14 protein-coding genes and 1 pseudogene are annotated in these 19,119 nt (G+C 74.1%); 2 read left to right on the top strand and 13 right to left on the bottom strand.

Annotation, left to right across the window (positions count from 1 at the left end):
* Positions 1-2 precede the first annotated feature (2 nt).
* The 3 genes from ABZ340_RS33590 to ABZ340_RS33580 all read right to left on the bottom strand — a co-directional run bounded on the left by ABZ340_RS33590 (position 3) and on the right by ABZ340_RS33580 (position 3,916).
* Positions 3-3,032: a glycoside hydrolase family 38 C-terminal domain-containing protein gene (locus ABZ340_RS33590; RefSeq protein ID WP_358785665.1), complete on the bottom strand. Its 3,030-nt coding sequence runs from the start codon at positions 3,030-3,032 to the stop codon at positions 3-5.
* 159 nt (positions 3,033-3,191) lie between these two features.
* Complete coding sequence (locus ABZ340_RS33585; RefSeq protein ID WP_358785664.1) at positions 3,192-3,674, bottom strand: N-acetyltransferase; 483 nt, start codon at positions 3,672-3,674, stop codon at positions 3,192-3,194.
* A 68-nt stretch (positions 3,675-3,742) separates the two neighbouring features.
* Positions 3,743-3,916: a hypothetical protein gene (locus ABZ340_RS33580; protein ID WP_358785663.1), complete on the bottom strand. Its 174-nt coding sequence runs from the start codon at positions 3,914-3,916 to the stop codon at positions 3,743-3,745.
* 502 nt (positions 3,917-4,418) lie between these two features.
* Here ABZ340_RS33580 and ABZ340_RS33575 point away from each other — a divergent pair.
* On the top strand, positions 4,419-4,868 hold the full coding sequence (locus ABZ340_RS33575) for a hypothetical protein (protein ID WP_358785662.1): 450 nt from the start codon (positions 4,419-4,421) through the stop codon (positions 4,866-4,868).
* A gap of 66 nt (positions 4,869-4,934) precedes the next feature.
* On the opposite strand, the gene ABZ340_RS33570 is transcribed toward ABZ340_RS33575, so the two are convergent.
* The 6 genes from ABZ340_RS33570 to ABZ340_RS33545 form a co-directional block, all read right to left on the bottom strand.
* A complete protein-coding gene (locus ABZ340_RS33570; RefSeq protein ID WP_358785661.1) occupies positions 4,935-6,419 on the bottom strand; it encodes an SDR family NAD(P)-dependent oxidoreductase in 1,485 nt (494 codons plus the stop codon).
* Positions 6,420-6,524: 105 nt separating this feature from the next.
* Complete coding sequence (locus ABZ340_RS33565; protein WP_358785660.1) at positions 6,525-7,862, bottom strand: wax ester/triacylglycerol synthase family O-acyltransferase; 1,338 nt, start codon at positions 7,860-7,862, stop codon at positions 6,525-6,527.
* 155 nt (positions 7,863-8,017) lie between these two features.
* A complete protein-coding gene (locus ABZ340_RS33560; protein ID WP_358785659.1) occupies positions 8,018-10,636 on the bottom strand; it encodes a PA14 domain-containing protein in 2,619 nt (872 codons plus the stop codon).
* A 128-nt stretch (positions 10,637-10,764) separates the two neighbouring features.
* Entirely contained in the window at positions 10,765-11,985 is a 1,221-nt protein-coding gene (gene glgC / locus ABZ340_RS33555; protein WP_358785658.1) for a glucose-1-phosphate adenylyltransferase, read from the bottom strand.
* Positions 11,986-12,065: 80 nt separating this feature from the next.
* Complete coding sequence (glgA, locus tag ABZ340_RS33550; RefSeq protein ID WP_358785657.1) at positions 12,066-13,217, bottom strand: glycogen synthase; 1,152 nt, start codon at positions 13,215-13,217, stop codon at positions 12,066-12,068.
* 180 nt (positions 13,218-13,397) lie between these two features.
* Positions 13,398-14,189, bottom strand: a complete 792-nt coding sequence (locus tag ABZ340_RS33545) for a (2Fe-2S)-binding protein (RefSeq protein ID WP_358785656.1) — start codon at positions 14,187-14,189, stop codon at positions 13,398-13,400.
* Positions 14,190-14,475: 286 nt separating this feature from the next.
* On the opposite strand from ABZ340_RS33545, the gene ABZ340_RS33540 reads away from it, so the two are divergent.
* The gene (locus ABZ340_RS33540; RefSeq protein ID WP_358785655.1) at positions 14,476-15,699 is read left to right on the top strand and encodes a DMT family transporter; all 1,224 of its coding nucleotides are present in this window, start codon (positions 14,476-14,478) and stop codon (positions 15,697-15,699) included.
* On the opposite strand, the gene ABZ340_RS33535 is transcribed toward ABZ340_RS33540, so the two are convergent.
* From ABZ340_RS33535 to panD, 4 genes and pseudogenes are all read right to left on the bottom strand, one after another.
* Positions 15,689-17,044 carry a transglycosylase family protein gene (locus tag ABZ340_RS33535; RefSeq protein ID WP_358785654.1) on the bottom strand — a complete coding sequence of 452 codons (1,356 nt, stop codon included), beginning with the start codon at positions 17,042-17,044 and terminating at the stop codon, positions 15,689-15,691. The genes ABZ340_RS33540 and ABZ340_RS33535 overlap by 11 nt on opposite strands.
* A 689-nt stretch (positions 17,045-17,733) precedes the next feature.
* Positions 17,734-18,079: pseudogene (locus ABZ340_RS33530) on the bottom strand (arylsulfatase); the annotation flags it as partial.
* A 32-nt stretch (positions 18,080-18,111) separates the two neighbouring features.
* Positions 18,112-18,456, bottom strand: a complete 345-nt coding sequence (locus tag ABZ340_RS33525; RefSeq protein WP_358785653.1) for a GNAT family N-acetyltransferase — start codon at positions 18,454-18,456, stop codon at positions 18,112-18,114.
* A 36-nt stretch (positions 18,457-18,492) separates the two neighbouring features.
* Positions 18,493-18,912 (bottom strand): aspartate 1-decarboxylase, encoded by a 420-nt coding sequence (panD, locus tag ABZ340_RS33520; RefSeq protein ID WP_358785652.1) that lies wholly within the window; start codon positions 18,910-18,912, stop codon positions 18,493-18,495.
* Positions 18,913-19,119: the final 207 nt, after the last annotated feature.

Raw genomic sequence — 19,119 nt, 5'->3', positions numbered from 1 at the left:
TGTCAGGCGCGCCGCAGCCGCAGGGTCGCCAGCTGGAACGGGCGCAGCCGTACGGCGATCCGGTCGCCGTCGACGGGGGGCGCGGGCTCCCCGTCGAGCGGGCGTTCCAGCAGGTCGGTCACCACGACGCCGGCGACGGCGAAGCCCGCGGTGAGCGTGGCCCGGGCCCGGCCGCCGTGCGCCTCGTGGAAGCGGACCACCACGTCCCCGCTGCCGTCGTCGGCCAGCTTCACGGCGGTGATCACGACCGCGTCCCGGTCGGACGTCACCAGCGGGGCCACCTCCCGCGCCCCGGTCAGCCGCCGCTGCGGCAGGTTGATCCGCCAGCCCTCGCGGACCGCGTCGCCGATCCCGGCGCCCGGCAGGAGCGCGTGCCGGAAGCGGTGCACGCCCTGGTCGGTCTCGGGGTCGGGGAAGCGCGGGGCGCGCAGCAGGGAGGCGCGGACCGTCGTGGTGGTGCCCCCGTCGCCCCCGTCGCCGTCGCGGACCGTGCGGGTCACGTCGTGGCCGTACGTCGAGTCGTTGACGAGGGCGACGCCCCAGCCCGGTTCCGCCAGGTGGACGAAGCGGTGGTTGCACGCCTCGAACTTGGCCGCCTCCCAGCTGGTGTTGGTGTGCGTGGGCCGGTGGACGTGCCCGAACTGGGTCTCGGAGGCGTACCGTTCGGCGTGCACGTCGAGCGGGAAGGCGAGCTTGAGGAACTTCTCCGTCTCGTGCCAGTCGACCTCGGTGTCCAGCACCAGCATCCGCTCCCCCGGCGGCAGCGACAGCACCTGGGTGACGCGGGAGGCGCCGAAGGAGCGGACGATCCGCACCGACGCGCCGTCCTCGCCCGGGACGGCCTCGTCGGCGTCGGTCAGGTCGGTGACCGTGTGCCGGTAGAACGCGTCGACGTCCCAGGCGTCCCACATGTTCGGCAGGTCGGGGTGGAGCTGGAGGAGGCCCGCCGCCCGGCCGGGGGCGATCGTCTCGCGGCCGGCCCCGATGTCGTACACGGACACGGCCAGGCCGCGGGCGTCGGTCTCGACGCGCAGCAGGCCGTTGTCGAGGACGTGGCCGCCGCCGGGGCGTGCGGTGAGGGACGTGCGGCCCTCGGGTGCCACGGGGGTCCGCGCGCCGCCCGCCGGGACGCCCGAGCGGGCGTGCGGGGCCGCGTTGAAGACGAGGGGGACCTCGCCCTCGCCGGCCAGGGCGCGCTGGGCGGCCTCGACGATGCCGGTCAGCTCCCCGGCGATCCGCGCGTAGGTCGCGCGTGCCTCGCGGTGCACCCAGGCGATGGAGGAGCCGGGCAGGATGTCGTGGAACTGGTGCAGCAGGACCGTCTTCCAGATGCGGTCCAGCTCCTCGTAGGGGTAGGGGAATCCGGTGCGCACGGCCGCCGTGGCCGCCCACAGCTCGGCCTCGCGCAGGAGGTGTTCGCTGCGGCGGTTGCCCTGCTTGGTCTGCGCCTGGCTGGTGAGGGTGGCGCGGTGCAGTTCGAGGTAGAGCTCGCCGACCCACACGGGCGCGTCGGGGTACTCGGCGGCGGCCTGGGCGAAGAACGCCCGCGGGGTCTGCCACGTCACGGTCGCCGAGCCTTCGAGGTCGCGCAGCCGGGCCGCCCGGGCGACCATCTCGCGGGTGGTGCCGCCGCCCCCGTCGCCCCAGCCGGTGGGGGCGAGGGAGCGGCGGGCGGCGCCCTTGTCCTTGAAGTTGCGGACGGCGTGGGCGATCTCGGCGCCCGTCATCTGGCAGTTGTAGGTGTCGGCGGGCGGGAAGTGGGTGAAGATCCGGGTGCCGTCGATGCCCTCCCACCGGAAGGTGTGGTGGGGGAACGTGTTCGTCTGCGACCAGGAGATCTTCTGCGTCAGCAGGTACTTCGATCCGGCCGCCTTGACGATCTGCGGCAGGCCGGCGGCGAAGCCGAAGGTGTCCGGCAGCCACGCCTCCTCGTTCTCGATGCCGAACTCGTCGAGGAAGAACCGCTTGCCGTGCACGAACTGCCGGGCCATCGCCTCCGAGCCGGGCATGTTGGTGTCCGACTCCACCCACATGCCGCCGGCCGGCACGAACCGCCCGCCGGCCACCGCCTTCTTCACCCGCGCCCACACCTCGGGCCGGTGCTCTTTCACCCACGCCCACTGCTGGGCCTGCGACATGGCGAAGACGAAGTCCGGCTCGTCCTCCAGCAGCGCGGTCATGTTCGCGGCGGTGCGGGCGACCTTGCGGACGGTCTCGCGCAGCGGCCACAGCCACGCCGAGTCGATGTGCGCGTGGCCGACGGCGCCGATGCGGTGGGCGGAGGGCACGGCGGGGGCGGAGAGGACGCCGGCGAGCCGTGCGCGGGCCTCGCCCGCCGTGCCGCCCACGTCCTGGAGGTCGACGGCGTCCAGGGCCCGGTCCACCGCCCGCAGGATCTCCCAGCGGCGCGGCGAGTCCACCGGCAGCTCGGTCATCAGCCCGCCGAGCACCTCCAGGTCGATCACGAGCTGCCACACCGTCTCGTCGAAGACGGCGAGGTCCATGCGGGCGAGGGTGTACTGCGGTTCGCCGCCCGCGGTCTCCCGGTCGCCGAGCCGGGTCGGCGCGAAGGGACGGGAGCCCATGATGACAGGGTTGGAGGCGGCCTCGATGTGCAGGCGCACCTCCTCGCCGCCCTCGGCGGGGGCGCCGACGCGCACCCACGGGGTGCGCGGGTTGAGGCCCTTCACCGGGGTGCCGTCGGGCCGGTACACCAGGCCCTCGCACTGGAAGCCGGGCATGTTCTCGTCGAAGCCGAGGTCGAGGATCGCCTCGACGGTCCGGCCCGCCCACCGTCCGGGGACGGTTCCGGTGACGCGGAACCAGCTGGTGCCCCAGGGGGCGCCCCAGCGGGTGCCCACCGCGATGGGCTCCGGTTCGGCCGCCAGCCCTTCGGCGACCGGCACGGGCTCACCGGGGGCGTGCCACACCGCGACGTCCAGCGGCACGGACTCGGGGTACACGGCGGGACGGATGCGTTCGTCGAGGACCCGCCGGAGGCGGGCTTCGACGAGGGTGCGGTCGTCATGCATGCGGGCGCTCCGTGACTGGGCCGCGGACGGTTCCGGCGGGCCGCGGCGGTGACCGGGTGGGCGCGCGGGTCACGGGACCCGGCGCGCCAGGGGGGCTTCTGTAGAGCTCCCCCGCCGCGCGCGGCTCGAACCGTACGGTGTGCTTGGCCTGTTCGGCGTCTACAAGGCCCGGTACATGACGTGCAGGCCGACCCGCCCGTGCCGCGGGTGCTCGAAGGCGTCCGGCACGGTGCCGAGGATCGTGAAGCCGAGGGAGGTCCACAGCCTGACGGCCGGGTTGGTCTCGACGACGGCGTTGAAGACCATGCCACGGTAGCCGTCGGCCTTGGCTGCGGCCAGGACGTGCTCGGCGAGGGCCCGGCCGGTGCCGCGGCCCGCCCGGTCGGGGTCGACCATGAAGCCGGCGTTGGCGATCCGGGCGGCGGGGCCGCCGTAGTTGGAGGTGAGGTAGGCCGAGGCGATGACGGCGCCGGCGTCGTCCTCGACGGCGAAGACCCGCTTGGCGGGGTTCATCCACAGGACCCGGGCCTCCTCCTCGGAGGTCTCCGGGTCCCAGGCGTAGGTCTCGCCGGCGGCGACGATGCGGTGCCAGAAGGGCCAGATGCGCGGCCAGTCGTCGGTCGTTGCGTCCCTGATCAGCATGGGCGTGAGTGTCGCAGACCCCTGCGCCGGCGATCGCGGAGGGTTCCCGCCGGTTTCCGGCGGGCGGGTCAGTCCACGCTGGGCAGGATGTGCGGCTCGGCGAGGTCGTCCTCGTAACCCGCGAGGCGGATGGGGGCGGAGCGGGCCCAGACGTCGAGGCTGCCGATCTCTCCTGGCCGGCGGCCGGCCCGCTCCCCGCGTTCCTTGGGTCGCTGTTCGCGATTGGTCTTCTCCGGTGTCACCGCGCACTCCTCACGTGTCGGTCACCCTCGGGCGTCGCCGGCCAGTCTGCCGTCCCGTACCTGACGCCCGCTCGGGTCTTGGTCGAAAGCAGTTCGGACGCGGTGGCGCCGGTAACTCGGGTGGGAGCAGGCCGCTGTGCGCCGGCTTGTCCCATGACGGGCCGTGGGTGCGGGTTGGGGCCCCTTGCTGCTGCCCGTCCGGACCAGATTAACCAAATGAGCGGAGGTCCGCTCGATAGGAGCGAAAACTTGGGGTAACCATGACGTTTCGCTGTGCGTCCGGCGGCCGGTTCGCACCGTTTCGCCCCCCCACGGGCTCCGATGGGCGGCTCACCCGTTCGGCCCAGGGGCCGGACGGGCGTCGCCCCTCGCCCTCTCCCGCACACCGCCCGGTACGGCCGTCACCCGCAGGGCCGCACCGTTCAAGTGCCGTTGGCCCGGGCGCAAGGCGGCCATGGTCTGCTGGCGGACGGCAACGGCCTTCTCGCGGGAGGACGGACGCATGGAACTGCGCAGCGTCGAGGAGCTGATGGACCTGCTGTACGCCTGCCGGGGCACGCGGAGCGCCGCGGGACGCGGTGACGCGCCGGTGGATCTGCACGACCACGCGCTGCGGACCGCCGCGCTGCTGCGCCGCAGCCGCCCCGCCGACAAGGAACTCCAGGTGGCCGGGCTGGTGCATCCGGTCGGCCGGCTGCTGTGGCCCGGCGATCCGCACGGCCATGCCGAACGCACGGCCGCGGCGGTACGGCCGCTGCTCGGTGACCGGATCGCCCGTCTGCTGCGCCACCACGACGGCTCGGACGTCCGGGCCGACGACGACCTGCTCAGCCTGCGTCAGGCGGCCGAGGAGGGCCGTGGCGCCGGCTTCGACGCCGGGGTGCTGGAGGACTGGCGCACGCTGCTGGAACTGGTGGCGGAGCGCAACTCCCGCCTGGGCGCGGTCGACTGACCCGCCGCCGGGCACCGGTGGACGGGCGGCCGGGCGCGCCGGCCCGCCCGCCTCGTCCGTGCGCCGTCACCACTTGCCGGGCGCGTAGTCCTTCAGGAAGACGCCGTACAGGTCCTCGCCCGCCTCGCCGCGCACGATCGGGTCGTAGACGCGGGCGGCGCCGTCGATCAGGTCGAGCGGGGCGTGGAAGCCGGCCTCCGCGAGGCGGACCTTGTCGGGGTGCGGGCGCTCGTCGGTGATCCAGCCGGTGTCGACGGCCGTCATCAGGATGCCGTCCTTGTCGAACATCTCCTGGGCGCTGGTGCGCGTGAGCATGTTCAGGGCGGCCTTGGCCATGTTGGTGTGCGGGTGGCCGGCGCCCTTGTAGCCGCGGGCGAAGACGCCTTCCATGGCGGAGACGTTGACGATGTACGTCCGCCGGGACGGGGACGCCGCCATCGCCGGGCGCAGCCGGCTGATCAGGATGAACGGCGCCGTCGAGTTGCACAGCTGGACCTCCAGCAGCTCGATGGGCGTGACCTCGTCCACCGTCTGCACCCAGCTGTTGGTGTCGTGCAGGTCGGGCACCAGGCCGCCCGCGTCGATCGCGGTGCCCGCCGCGATGCGGTCCAGGGAGGCGGAGCCGGAGACCAGCGCGAGGTCGGTGACCTCCTGGGCGGTGAGCGCGCCGCCCCCGGCGACCGGGAGCTCGGCGACCGCGCCGGAGCCGAAGGTGCCGATCACCTCGGCGGCGGGCAGCTCCCCGGCGGGCAGCGGGCCGGACTCGGCGGCGACCAGCTCGCTGTAGGCCTGCGGGGAGCGGCGTACGGTCTGCGCCGCGTTGTTGATCAGGATGTCGAGCGGGCCGGCGGCGGCGACCGACTCGGCGAGCGCGACGACCTGGGCCGGGTCGCGCAGGTCGATGCCGACGATCTTCAGCCGGTGGATCCACTCGTCGCTGTCGGGCTGGGCCTTGAAGCGGCGGATGGCGTCGTTGGGGAACCGGGTCGTGATCGTGGTGTGGGCGCCGTCGCGCAGCAGCCGCAGCGCGATGTACATGCCGATCTTGGCCCGGCCGCCGGTGAGCAGCGCCCGCTTGCCGGTCAGGTCGGTGCGGGCCTCGCGCCGGGCCCGGTTCTCGGCGGCGCACTTCTGGCAGAGCTGGTGGTAGAAGTAGTCGACCTCGACGTACCGCGTCTTGCAGACGTAGCAGGAGCGGGGGCGCTGGAGTATCCCCGCGATCCGGCCGGGCTCGACCTTGGAGGAGGGCAGGATGCCCTCGGTCTCGTCGTCGATGCGCTCGGCGGAGCCGGTGGCGGTGGCCTCGGTGACCGCCCGGTCGTGGGCGGTCTTGGCGGCCCGGCGCTCCTGGCGGCGGCGCTGCTTGACCGTGCGGTAGATGTGCGAGGTGGCCCGGCGCACCTTGATCGCGTCGGGGTGGTCGACGTCGAGCTTGTCGAGCTCCTCCAGCACGCTGAGGCAGACGGCCAGGCGCTCCGGGTCGATGCCGGGGCCGTACGAGGACGCGGTCGCGTCGTCCGTGGCCGCCGGGCCGTTGTCTGTCACCGTCATCGCCGCTGCCGTTCCCTGGTCACCCGTTGCGGCGCTCCGACTCGCGCCCGCTTTCGAACGGGTGAGTTTACGGAGCGCCGGGCCGTGCCGCCAAACCCGCGCCCGTCAGGGGCGGCAGGCAGTGAGCAACGTCTCCACCTCCTCGGACAGGGCGCCGGCCAGCCGGCCGAGGTCCGGTACGGCCTCGGCGTCGGCGACCAGCCCGTAGTGGACGCGCCCGCGGTAGGTGGAGACGGCGACCGCCAGGGAGTGGCCGGGGGCCAGCGGCGCGAAGGGGTGGACCGCGGTGAGCGGGTGGCCGCCGAGCTTCAGGCCGAGGCCGGGCAGGGGCACGCTGGTGACCAGGATGTCGAACCAGAGCCGGGCGGCCCGCCCGGCCAGGGGCCCGCCGAGCCGGTGGCCGAGCGCCGGCACGTGGTCGGCGAGCAGGGCCACCGCTCCGGCGCCCCGGTCGGGCCCGGCGTCCTTGTTGCGGTCCATGGCGGCGCGGACCGCGCCGAGGCGGCCGAGGGGGTCGGGGTCGCCGACCGGAAGCCGTATCAAGTAGCCGGAGAGCCGGTTGCCCGGCGGCTGCGCGGTGCGCGGGCGGCGCTTGGAGACCGGGATCAGGGCGCGGGGGGCCACGCCCTCGCTGCCGTCGCCGCGTTCGTCGAGCCAGCGGCGCAGGGCGCCCGCGACGACCGCGATCAGGACGTCGTTGACGGTGCCGCCCTCGGTCTTGCGGATGCGGTGCACGTCGTCGAGGTCGACGACCGTCCCGGCGGTGCGGCGGGTGCCGGAGGGCCCGGCGGTGAGCGCGGGCGAGGAGCGCGCGTCGAGGGTGGACAGGGCGACGGAGGCGCCGATGTCCAGGGCGCGGCCCGCGCCGGACAGGGCGCCGCGCAGCAGTCCCGGCAGGCTGCGCACGTCCGGCAGCCCGCCGCTCCGGGGCGGCGCGGGGCGCGGGCGGGGCGCCGGGGCGTCCACCGGGTCGAGGATCGCCGCGGCGAGGGTGAGCGCGCGCAGCCCGTCGGCGAGGGCGTGGTGGAACTTGAACAGCACGGCGAACGACGTGCCGTCCTCGCCCGGCAGCACATGGGCCTCCCACGGCGGCCGGTCGCGCCGCAGCGGGCGCTGAAGGAGGCGGCCCGCGTCGGCGTGGAAGTCCGCGGTGGGCGCGTGCAGCCGGACGTGGTCGAGGGGGTCGAAGGCCGGGTCGGGTTCGCGGGCGGCGCCGCCGAAGGAGAGCGGCCGGCCCAGGGCGAGCGGCTGCCACACATCCCGGATGCGCATGCGCAGCCCGGGTACGGCGGCGGCGCGGGCCGCGAGCAGGTCCGCCGCGTGCGCGCCCGCGGCCGGCGAGCGGGCGGAGAAGACGCCGAGCGCTCCGAGGTGCATCGGATGCCCGGCGGTCTCGATGTTCCAGAAGGCGAGGTCGAGAGGAGCGAGCGGGTCGGAAGTCAAGGGCGTGCCTCGCATCGACGACGGGTGGGCGAGCAGTCAATCGCCCTTCGGCGATTACGGTCAAGTGCGATCGGGCTACGCACAGTTAATACCAGATTAAGTCCCGCTTCCCTCATGAACCGGTGAGGGAAGCGGGACTCATGGGGCTTCGGGGCTCAGGAACCGTTCGCCGGGCACCCGGCCGGAGCCGCCCGGGACGCGTCGCGGATCAGCGCCTCGTGGGCGGCCCGCACCCGCTCCGCGTCCGGCTTGAGGACCGCGCGGTCGTAGGTCGTCAGCCCGTTCAGCTCGCCCTCGACGTCCGAGATCTGGGTGTACACGGCGCCGTTGCTCCCCCGGCACACCAGCGCCCGCACCTCGTCCAGCCTGTCCAGGTAGCCGTCGGTGTACGCGGCCGGGTCGACGTCGACGTACGACTGCTGCACGGACCAGGCGTGTCCGGGCACCGCCAGGCCGAGGCCGCCGTACTCGCCGCTGACCAGCGCGCGTTCGCCGTCCGGGCGGGGCGGCAGGGCGGGGCTCGGGTAGCCGTGCTCGTCCATGATGTCGCCGGCGTTGCCGTCGGCTCCCAGGTTGAGCCCGGACTGGTTGTTCACCAGGCGGGTCGGGTCCCAGGACTTGGCCTGCGCGGCGACGCGGCCGACGTCGTACTGGCCCCAGCCCTCGTTGAAGGTGACCCACATGATCACCGACGGGCTGCTGATGTGCTCGTCGATCATCTCCTTCATCTCGCGCTCGTACTGGGCGCGCGCCTCGGCGTCCGGGGTCACCCCGGCGGTCATGGCGGGCATGTCCTGCCACACCAGCAGGCCGAGCCGGTCGGCCCAGTGGAACCAGCGGTCGGGTTCGACCTTGATGTGCTTGCGCACGGAGTTGAAGCCGAGCTTCTTGTGCAGCCTCAGGTCGTATGCCAGGGCCTCGTCGGTGGGCGCGGTGTGCAGGCCGTCGGGCCAGAAGCCCTGGTCGAGGGTGGCCATCAGGAAGACGGGCTCGCCGTTGAGGAGCGTGCGGGGCACGCCGTTCACCTTCTCCACCGCGACGGACCGCATCCCGAAGTAGCTGCCGACGCGGTCGGCGCCGACGGTGACCTTCAGGTCGTACAGGAACGGGTCGTCCGGGGACCACAGGCGCGGGTCGTCGATCGTCAGGGTCAGAGGGCGGCCGGTGCGGCCGGTGGCCCTGGCGACCTCGCGGGTGCCGGCGTACGCCGTCGCCGTGACCGGGACGCCGTCGCGCACGCCGCGCGGCTCGACGGTGAGCGTGCCCGCGGCGACGTCCGGGGTGAGCTTGAGGGAGTCGACGTGGTCGCGGGCGACCGGCTCCAGCCAGACCGTCTGCCAGATGCCGGAGCTGGGGGTGTACCAGATGCCGCTGGGGTCCAGGCGCTGCTTGCCCAGCGGCGGGTTCTCACCGCCCGCCGCGTCGGTCGGGTCGTACACGCCGACGATCAGCTCCTGGGTGCGGCCGGGCCGGAGCGCGTCGGTGACGTCCGCGCCGAACTTGTCGTAACCGCCCTTGTGCTCGGCCACCTCGATGCCGTTGACCCAGACCCTGGCGTGCCAGTCGACGGCGCCGAAATTGAGCTTCAGCCGCTTGCCGGAGCCGATGTGCCAGCCGGCGGGGACGGTGAAGGTGCGGCGGTACCACATGCGGTCCTCGTGCCGCTGCACGCCGGAGAGCTGGGACTCCACCGGGTAGGGCACGAGGATGCGCTCGCCGAGGGTCCTGCCGAACGGCGGCCGCTCGCCCGCCTCGGCGGCGGCGAACTCCCAGCGGCCGTTGAGGTTCAGCCAGTCGGCGCGGGTGAGCTGCGGGCGCGGGTACTCCGGGTGGGCGTTGTCCGGCCCGACCTCCTCGGCCCACCGGGTGCGCAGTTCGTACGTGGACCGGTTGGGGCCGCTGCTCAGGAACGCCTTGACAACGTTGCCGTCGGCGTCGGTGAGGCCGCCTTCACCGTCGTAGCGGACGTCGGCGGTGCCGGGCGCGGTGCCCGTCTTGTCGCCGACGACGGGTTCGTCGAGGGCGACGAGCAGGGCCGAGGGGTCGGCGGGGTCCGGCGTGGCCGCGCCCAGGGGCCACGCGGCGCCGCCGATCACCGCGTCGAGGTGATCGGTGAAGCCGGCCGGGGGTGCGGCCAGGGGCCGGGCGAAGTCCAGCTTCAGCGTGCGGCCGGTGGCGAGGACCGTCGCCGCGGTGGGCCCGTCGTAGGCGAACCCGTCGGGCAGCCGGAACGCCGACTGCGGTACGGGCTCCTTGGCGCCGCCGGGTTCGGTCCAGCGGACGTGCAGGTGGGAGCCGCCGAAGTGCTCGAAGTACTCCACCTTGAAGTCGTGGGCGCGGCCCGCCGTCAGCTCGACGGGCTCGGAGGTCTGTTCCCGGTCCCAGTCGTCGACCCAGTGGTCGATGGCGAGCTTCCCGTCGATCCACAGACGGAAGCCGTTGTCGCCGACGACCGAGAAGGTGTGCGGGCCGGTCTTCTCCGGAACGATCTTCCCGGTCCAGCGGACGCTGACGTCGTCCGACCGGCCGGTGGTGAAGTTCAGGCGGGGTTCGAGGGTGCCGAAGTCGAGCTGCGGGTCGAAGGCGGTGGCCTTCAGTTCGTGGAAGTCGAAGGCGCCGGGGGCGGAGTGGGTGTAGTACTCGCCCTTCAGGCCGTGGATCTCCGGGGCGGGCTCGCCGGCCGCGCTCGCGGAGGGGGCGGTGGTCAGTCCCGCGACGCCGAGCGCCGCGGCGAGCAGGAGGGTGAACCGGTCTCTGAGCCGTCTGATGCGCACGGGTCCTCTCCTTCGAGGCGGGGCGCCGGACGACGGCCGGTCACCCCGTCCATGACATCGATGTAATGACGTAGACATGACAGCATGGTTCGGGGTGGGGGTCCAGGGGACCGCCGGGCGGGCGGTGGTCAGCGCACCCGCTGTCCCTTGCCCAGCGCGATCACCCCGCCCTTCGAGACGGTGTAGAGCTCCGCGTCCCGCTCCGGGCTGACGCCGATCGTCGCGCCCGGCGGCACCACGACGTTCTTGTCCAGTACCGCCCCGCGCACCACCGCACCGCGCCCGACGTGCACGTTGTCGTGCAGTACCGAGCCCTGCACCACCGCGCCCGGGTCGACCACGACCCCCGGCGACAGCACCGACCGCGTGACCTGACCGCGGATCAGGCACCCGGCGCTGACGATCGACTCGCCGGCGATGCCGCCCCCGTGGAAGCGGGCGGGCGAGAGCTGGCCCGAGTGGGTGTAGATCGGCCAGTCGCGGTTGTACAGGTTGAAGGCGGGGCGCTCGGCGATCAGGTCCATGTGGGCGTCGTAGTAGGCGTCGAGGGTGCCCACGTCCCGCCAGTAGCCCTGGTCGCGGGAGGTCTCGCCGGGCACGTGGTTGGTGCCGAAGTCGTACAGCGCCGCCGCGCCCTGCTCGGTGAGCCGGGGCAGGATCGAACCGCCCATGTCGTGCGCCGAGTCCTCGTCCTCGGCGTCCCGGCGCAACGCCTCGATCAGGGCCTTGGTGGTGAAGACGTAGTTGCCCATCGAGGCGAAGACGCACTCGGGGTCGTCGGGCAGGCCCGGCGGATCGGCGGGCTTCTCCAGGAAGCCGTCGACGGCCAGGCCGCCGGAGCCGGGGGTGATCACGCCGAACGACGACGACTCGGCGCGCGGCACGCGGATTCCGGCCACCGTCACGCCCGCCCCCGACTCGATGTGCTGGGCGATCATCTGCCGCGGGTCCATGCGGTAGACGTGGTCGGCGCCGAACACCGCGACGTGGTCGGGCTGTTCGTCGTGCACGAGGTTCAGGGACTGCAGGATCGCGTCGGCGCTGCCCAGGTACCAGCGGGGGCCGAGCCGCTGCTGGGCCGGGACGGGTGTGACGTAGTTGCCGAGCAGGCTGGACATCCGCCAGGTGGTGGTGATGTGCCGGTCCAGCGAGTGCGACTTGTACTGGGTCAGGACGCAGATGCGCAGGATGTCGCCGTTGACGAGGTTGGACAGGACGAAGTCGACGAGGCGGTACGTGCCGCCGAAGGTGACCGCGGGTTTGGCGCGGTCCGCGGTCAGGGGCATCAGGCGCTTGCCCTCCCCGCCCGCCAGCACGATCCCGAGCACCGATGGACCCCCACGCCGCATGGCCGCTCCCCTCGCCCTCGCCGTTCCCTGCCTGTGCCTGTGCCCGTGCTCGTTCCCGTGCCTGTGCTCGTACGGGACGGCTACGACCGTCCGAGGATCTCCTCGTAGAGCCGGACGGTACGGCGCGCGACCGTGTCCCAGCCGAACGCGCGCACCGCCCGCTCCCGCCCCGCCTCGCCCATCCGCCGGGCGGTCTCCGGATCGCCCAGGAGCCTGTCCAGGGCCCGCGTGAGACCCGCCTCGAAATCGTCGTCCACGGGCACGAGTACCCCGGTTCCGCCGTCTTCCACGACCTCGGGGATGCCGCCGGTCCGGGAGGCGACGACGGGCGTGCCGCAGGCCATCGCCTCCAGGTTGACGATGCCGAGGGGTTCGTACACCGAGGGGCAGACGAACACGGCGGCGTGGGTGAGGAGTTGGACCACCTCCGGGCGCGGCAGCATCGTGGGGATCCAGTGCACGCCCGCGCGCACCCGGCTCAGCTCGCCGAACAGGTCGCGGAACTCCCGGTCGACCTCGGGGGTGTCGGGCGCGCCCGCGCACAGGACGACCTGCGCCGCCGGGTCGATGTCCCGGACGGCGCGCAGCAGATGGGGCACGCCCTTCTGACGGGTGATGCGGCCGACGAACAGGACGTACGGCCGGGAGCGGTCCAGGCCGATGCGGTCCAGGACGCCGGTGGCGGGATCGGGCCGGTAGAGGGTGGTGTCGATGCCGTTGTGCACGACGTGGACCCGGTCCGGCGCCAGCGCCGGGTAGCAGGTGAGGATGTCCTCGCGCATGGCGCCGGAGACGGCGATCACCGCGTCGGCGGCCTCGATCGCGGTGCGCTCCGCCCAGCTCGACAGGGCGTATCCGCCGCCGAGCTGCTCGGCCTTCCAGGGGCGCAGGGGCTCCAGGGAGTGGGCGGTGACCACGTGCGGGATGCCGTGGAGGAGCTTGGCGAGGTGGCCGCCGAGCGCCGCGTACCAGGTGTGCGAGTGGACCAGGTGGCGGTCGGCCAGGGCGGCGGCCATGGTGAGGTCCACGGAGAAGGTGCGCAGCGCGTCGTTGGCCCCGTCGAGCGCGGGCCACGGCCGGTGGCGCAGCACTCCCTCCGCCCGGCCCTCGCCCCAGCAGTGCACGTCCAGGTCGACGAGGCGGGCGAGTTCGCGGGCGAGGAACTCGACGTGGACGCCGGCGCCGCCGTACACGTCCGGCGGGTACTCCCGGGTCAGCAGTCCCACGCGCACCCGCACCCTCCCGTCGCCGCGGTCGATCGTCCCATGGTCACCCGGGCGGAGCGTGGAGGGAAGAGGGCGAGGGAAAGAGGGCCAGGGGCCGGGGAGCCAGGGGCAGATGGCCAGGAGTGTGGCCGGCCAGAGGTGCTGGCGGCCGGGGATGCGGTGAGGGGCCGGGAGGGCCGCGGGCCCTCAAGGGCTCGGGGACGCGGATCCTGGAGGGCTCGGGGACGCGGACCCTGGAGGGGTCGGGAAGCAGCAGTCGCCGCAGACGCCTCCGCCGGGCACACGGTAGTACAGGCAGCAGCTGCGGCGGCGGAAGGCGGTGCCGGTGAGCGTGCCGGTGCCGGTGAGCAGGGGGTGGCCGAGCAGTGCGGCGGTCACGGACCGGGCGCGGGCGGCGGCGTCGGGACGGCCGTGGGCGCGGGCCCAGCGGTCCAGTTCGCGGGCGGCACCGGCGAGCGCCGAGGCCGTGTTGCCCCGCAGCAGGCCCGCCGCGACGCGGTACCGGGCGCGCAGGGCCGCCGCCAGCGGTATCAGGTGGGCGCGCAGTACGGCGTCCGCGAGGACGGCTGCGGCACCCTCGTCGCTCGTGTCACTCGTGTCACTCGTGTCACTGGAGTGCGGGCGCACCTGGGTGAGCCACAGGTCGTCGGGGGCCGCGGCGTCGGGGTCCCAGTGCAGCAGGTGCGGGTCGAGGTCGGGAACGCGGCCGTACAGCACGGCGCAGCCGAGGGCGGCGGACCACAGCCGGGCCGCGAGCCCCTGGTGGGCCACGGAGACGGCGATCCGCGTCTCGGGGGCGCGCAGGGCTTCCTCGACCTTGCGGACGCGGAACGCCAGCGGATCCGGACCTGCCTCCGGTACCGCCGGCCCGTACACCTCCGCGAGCGGGGCGAGCCGACGGGGCGGGGGGCCGGGAGCGTGCAGGGCGAAGAAGCCGCCGAGCGGGCGGAGAGCGGAGAGCCGGGGGTCGAGATCCACAAGGAGACTGATACCTGATCTGCCGTATCCCCGTCAGACCCGGTGCCGCTGCCCTCGGACCGGGTGCCTTCAGGGGTGCCTCTAAGGGAGCCCCTTCAGGGACAGGTACCCGGCAACGCCCACCCACGGGATGACGGAGCCCGCCTCCTACTCCATCGGCAGTAGGACCCAGTGCGTGCTCAGGGACGACGACGGGAAGAGCGCCGCACGGCATCGTAGGGAGTATGGAAGCCGACCGTACGCCGCGCCGGGCCCCCGGCCCCCGCCTCGCGCAGAGGAGCAGCCGATGAGCGCCCTCGCGTTGTCCGTTCTCCTCTCGCTCGTCTCCGCCGTGGCGTACGCGGGCGGGGCGATCGTGCAGGAGCGGGTCGCGGAGTCCTCTCCCGAGCGGCAGTACGCCCCCCTGCGGCAGCCCGGCTGGTGGGCCGCGGTCGCCCTCAACGGTCTCGGCGGACTGCTGCACGTCGCCGCCCTCGCCTACGGCCCGCTGAGCCTCGTACAGCCGCTCGGAGCGCTGACCATCGTGTTCGCCCTGCCCATGGCGGCGCTGTTCGTGGGCCGCAGGGCCGGCGCGACCGCCTGGCGGGGCGCGCTCATGGCGACCGTCGGCCTCGCGGGTCTGCTGTCCCTGGTCGGCACCTCGGACGCGCAGTCGCTGGCCGTGTCCGAGCGGGCGGCCGTGGCCCTGGTCACCGGCGGCGCCGTCGTGGCGCTGATGATCGCGGGGCGGGCCGCGCACCGGCATCCCGCGGTGCGCAGCATGCTGCTCGCGACCGCGTCCGGCATCGCGTTCGGCATGTCCTCGGTCTTCACCAAGCTGGTGGCCGTCGGCTGGACGGGCGGCGTGACGGCGGCGGACCTGCCGTCCCTGGCCGTCATAGGCGTCTTCGCCACGTCCGGGATGCTGTTGTCCCAGGCCTCCTACAAGGGCGCCGGCCTGGCGGCTCCGCTGGCCACGCTCACGGTGGTGAACCCGGTGCTGGCGGCGGCGGTCGGCATCACGCTGTTCGGCGAAACCTTCCGCTACGGCACGACGGGCACGGTGCTCGCGCTGGGCTGCGGCGTCGTGGCAGCCGGTGGTCTGATCCTGCTGACGACGGAGCGGATCGCGCGTACCCAGCGGGAGGCCGGGGCGCAGGCCGCGGCTCCGGCTCCGGCCGAAGCCCCGGCCCCGAACCCGATCTCGGGCCCGAACCCGGCCCCGGTCCCGGCTCCGGCACGTGCGCCGGAGAGCTCCGGTGCGGCGGCTGCGGCCGAGCCGGGGCGTGCCCGGGAAGACCTGCTTCCGGAACTCTCCGGGCGCTCTGCCGCCGCGTCGCGCGGGACCGCGTCCGTCCCCGCCCCGGCGGCACCGGCCTTGCGGGAGGATGCCCACGGGTCCCCGTACGAGTCCGGGGAGCCGACGGTCCCCGGCCCTTACCTGCCGTCCTACGTCCCGTTCTGCGCGGGCCCCTGCATCCCGATGCCGGCGCCGGTGCCCGACCGGTGCCGGGCACGGGTCAGATCCTGACGCCGCCGGCCCGCAGATAGGCGACCGGGTCGACGTCCGCGCCGAAGCCGGGCCCCGTCCGCACCTCGAAGTGCAGATGCGGGCCCGAGCTGTTGCCGGTGGACCCCGATCGGCCGATGCGCTGCCCGGCGCCGACGGACTGTCCGTCCTTCACCGAGATCGCCGACAGGTGTGCGTACTGGCTGTAGCGGCCGTCGGTGTGCCGGATCACCACCTGGTAGCCGTACGAGCCGCCCCAGCCGGCGCTGACGACGCGGCCCGCCGCGACCGACTTCACGGAGGTGCCGGTGGGCACGGGGAAGTCGACGCCGGTGTGGTAGCCCTTCGACCAGGCGGAGCCCGCCTGCCGGTAGGGCGTGCCCAGGGCGGCGTCGACGGGGGCCACCACCGCGTGTCCGCTCGCGGCCCGGTGCGCGCTGCCCTTCCCGGCGTCGGCCTTCCCGCCGTCGCCCTTCTTGGTCCCGGCGTTCCTGTCCTGGCCCTTCTCGCCCGCGCTCTTCCTGCTCCCGGCCCGGCTGTCCGGCGTCGCCTCCGTCGCCTTCCCCTGCCGCGGGGAAGCGGACGGTTCGGCCCTCTTCCGGCCGGTGCGCTCGGGGGAACCGGCGGCCGTGTCCGCACCGCTCACCCTCAGCCGCTGGCCCGGGAGGATCACATCGGGATCGGCTCCGATCGTGCCGCGGTTGGCGGCGTACAGCCGCTGCCAGCCGCCCCGGACCCGCTCGGCCTCCGCGATGCCGGACAGCGTGTCGCCGGAGACGACCGTGTACATCTCGGCCTGACCGGCCCGGGACTGCGGCGGGGTCTGCGGACGTACGTCCTGGACGGGACCGCGGCCGGCCGTCGCGCCGGTCCCGCCGCCGCCCTTCCCTGCCCTCTCCCCCGCCGGGGAAGAGCCTTTCGCGCCGGCCCCCTCGGCGCTCTTCCCGGGCTTCGGGGAACCGGCGGGGCGGATGTCCGGCTCCGCGCCGCCCCGGGTCAGTCCGGCGCGGGCCGAGCACACCGGCCAGGCGCCGGGCCCCTGCCCGTCGAGCACCTTCTCGGCGACGGCGATCTGCTGGTCCTTGGTGGCCAGGTCGGCGCGCGGCGCGTACCGGGTGCCGCCGTACGCCTCCCAGGTGGACTGGGTGAACTGCAGCCCGCCGTAGTACCCGTTGCCGGTGTTGATGTCCCAGTCGTTGGTGGATTCGCAGGCGGCGACCTCGTCCCAGGTCTCGACGTCGGCCGCCTGAGCGGTCCCGGTGCCGATGAGCGGCAGCGCCATGCCGGCTCCGCTCGCCGTGAGGGTGAGTGAGGCGCGGTTGATCCTGTTCGGCTGGTACCGGCGGTGCCGGCCGCGTACGGCCATGGAAGGTCCCCCTCGACACTGCGTCAGGAGGGGCAAAAGTATGCGGCGGGAACCGGCCGTGACAAGACGGCAATCAGCCGCTCGGTCACGCCAAGTGGCGGGGAACCGGCGGCGATCGGCCGGACGGTCCGCTCGTACCGAGGCGGCGGGCACGGGACGGCGGACGGTGCCGCGGGCGGCCGGCCGCCGCCCGCGGCGCATATGACTCAGGTGAGCGGTGGTCCCGGCTCCGGGTTCGGCACCGGCTCCGGTCCCGGCGGGATCGGGGACGGGGACGGCTCGGGAGGCGGACCGGGGTGCGGCGGTGGGGGCGTGGGCTGCGGGCCCGGGGCCGGGCCGGGCGGCGCGGGCGGCTCCGGTTCCGGCGGCGGGGTCGGCACCGGGCCCGGGGCCGGGTGCGGCGCGGGCGGCGGGACGGGATCCGGGTACGGCTGCGGGGGCTGGGGATCCGGACCTGGCGTGGGTCCCGGCGGGACGGGATCCGGATACGGGTTCGTCATGACAGGTGTCCTCCGGCCAGTCGGTCGACTTCGGCTCTGGACTACTTGCCCGCGTACCCTGCGGTCGCGCCCCCACTCACTCCCCCGCATCACTCCTCCGCATGAACGGCGGCGGCCAGGTGGGCCCACCCGCATGGCGCCGCCGCGGGAACCCCGCCGCCCCGGCCTCCGCCGCCGCCCCCCGGCCGGGGGGCCGGACAGCACCGGGACGGCGGCCGCCACCAGGCGCCGGGCCGGGGCCATGGAGGCATGGACGAGCACGATCGCGTCGGCGTCGGTGACCGCGTCCGCGGCGTCCGCCACCCGGCGCAGGTATCCCTCGGTGTCACCCGCCCCGAAGCGGTTCCGGGCACCGGCGACCAGGACGGTCCGTACCTCGGCCGGCCGGCGCGGCGCGGCGGGCCTCGTCCACGATCGGTGTCCGCGTCGGCGCGAGCGTGCTCTCCAGGGCCGCGAGGACGGTGACCCGCGGCCCCGCGGCGACCGAGGAGGCGGCCATCGGCCGGTCGACGCGCAGCACGGGCACGGACACCCCGGCCCTCCCTTCAGGACCGTCCGGGACCCGGGTCAGAACCGTCCGGGGTGCGCCATCAGCCACTCCTTGGCCGCCCGCAGCAGCTCCGGGCCGGCCGGCGGCGCCTCGTCGGGGTGGCGCTCGGCCCACCGGACGACGTACGGGCACAGCGGTGCGACGGCGACGCCCTCGCGCCCCGCGACGGCGTACAGCTCGCGCGCCAGTGAGCCCGCGACGCCCTTCCCCTCGTGGGCCGGCTCCACCACGGTGTGCACGGGGACCAGGGCGCGCGCGGGGGTGTCGAGCACGAAGTACTCGATCCGGCCGACGACCTCACCGTCCCCCACCGCCTCCAGGCGGCCCGCCGTCCGGTCGTCGCGGATCTCGATGTCGCTCACGGGCGGCACGCTCCTCGTTCCCTTGTCCGGGCCGCGTCAGGCCGACCGGGCCTGCGGGCTGCGTTCCTGGTCCGAGCCCGGCACCGGCTCGGACGGGTCGGCCCCCAGGGCCACGATGCGATTGTCGCGGTCCACGTGCACGACCCGCGGCCGGAGCGCCCGCGCCTCGGCGTCGGTGACCTGAGCGTAGCTGATGATGATCACGAGGTCGCCGGGGTGGACGAGATGGGCGGCGGCCCCGTTGATCCCGATCACCCCGGATCCCCGCTCACCCTCGATGACGTAGGTCTCCAGCCGGGCGCCGTTGGTGACGTCCACGATGTGCACGAGCTCGCCGGGCAGCAGGTCGGCGGCGTCGAGCAGGTCGGCGTCGATGGTCACCGATCCCACGTAGTGCAGGTCGGCCTGGGTGACGATGGCGCGGTGGATCTTGGACTTGAACATTGTACGCATCATCGAGGTACTCCTGGACATAGGCTCCCTGCCTGCGATTTTGCAGGTCAAGGGCGGTTTCCCTACCTTACAACGAGTCGCATGTTCGGGTTGCGTCCTGAGAAGTGGTGTACGAGTTTGACCTGATCCGGGGGTTTGCTCCGGCATCGGGATGGTGCCCGCATAGATGAACGGCCACCGGCTGATCTTCGAGATGCCGAAGCTCGAAGG

Origin of the sequence: Streptomyces sp. NPDC006134 (assembly GCF_040628835.1) — a bacterium.
Lineage (GTDB): Bacteria > Actinomycetota > Actinomycetes > Streptomycetales > Streptomycetaceae > Streptomyces.
The sequence above is the reverse complement of the archived record's forward strand: the minus strand, read 5'-3'. Positions and strand labels throughout refer to the sequence as shown.

Coding starts and splice junctions, on each gene's coding strand:
- ABZ340_RS33590 (WP_358785665.1), bottom strand. CDS start 3,032: ATGCATGACGACCGCACCCTCGTCGAAGCCCGCCTCCGGCGGGTCCTC.
- ABZ340_RS33585 (WP_358785664.1), bottom strand. CDS start 3,674: ATGCTGATCAGGGACGCAACGACCGACGACTGGCCGCGCATCTGGCCC.
- ABZ340_RS33575 (WP_358785662.1), top strand. CDS start 4,419: ATGGAACTGCGCAGCGTCGAGGAGCTGATGGACCTGCTGTACGCCTGC.
- ABZ340_RS33570 (WP_358785661.1), bottom strand. CDS start 6,419: ATGACGGTGACAGACAACGGCCCGGCGGCCACGGACGACGCGACCGCG.
- glgC (WP_358785658.1), bottom strand. CDS start 11,985: ATGCGGCGTGGGGGTCCATCGGTGCTCGGGATCGTGCTGGCGGGCGGG.
- ABZ340_RS33540 (WP_358785655.1), top strand. CDS start 14,476: ATGAGCGCCCTCGCGTTGTCCGTTCTCCTCTCGCTCGTCTCCGCCGTG.
- ABZ340_RS33535 (WP_358785654.1), bottom strand. CDS start 17,044: ATGGCCGTACGCGGCCGGCACCGCCGGTACCAGCCGAACAGGATCAAC.
- panD (WP_358785652.1), bottom strand. CDS start 18,912: ATGATGCGTACAATGTTCAAGTCCAAGATCCACCGCGCCATCGTCACC.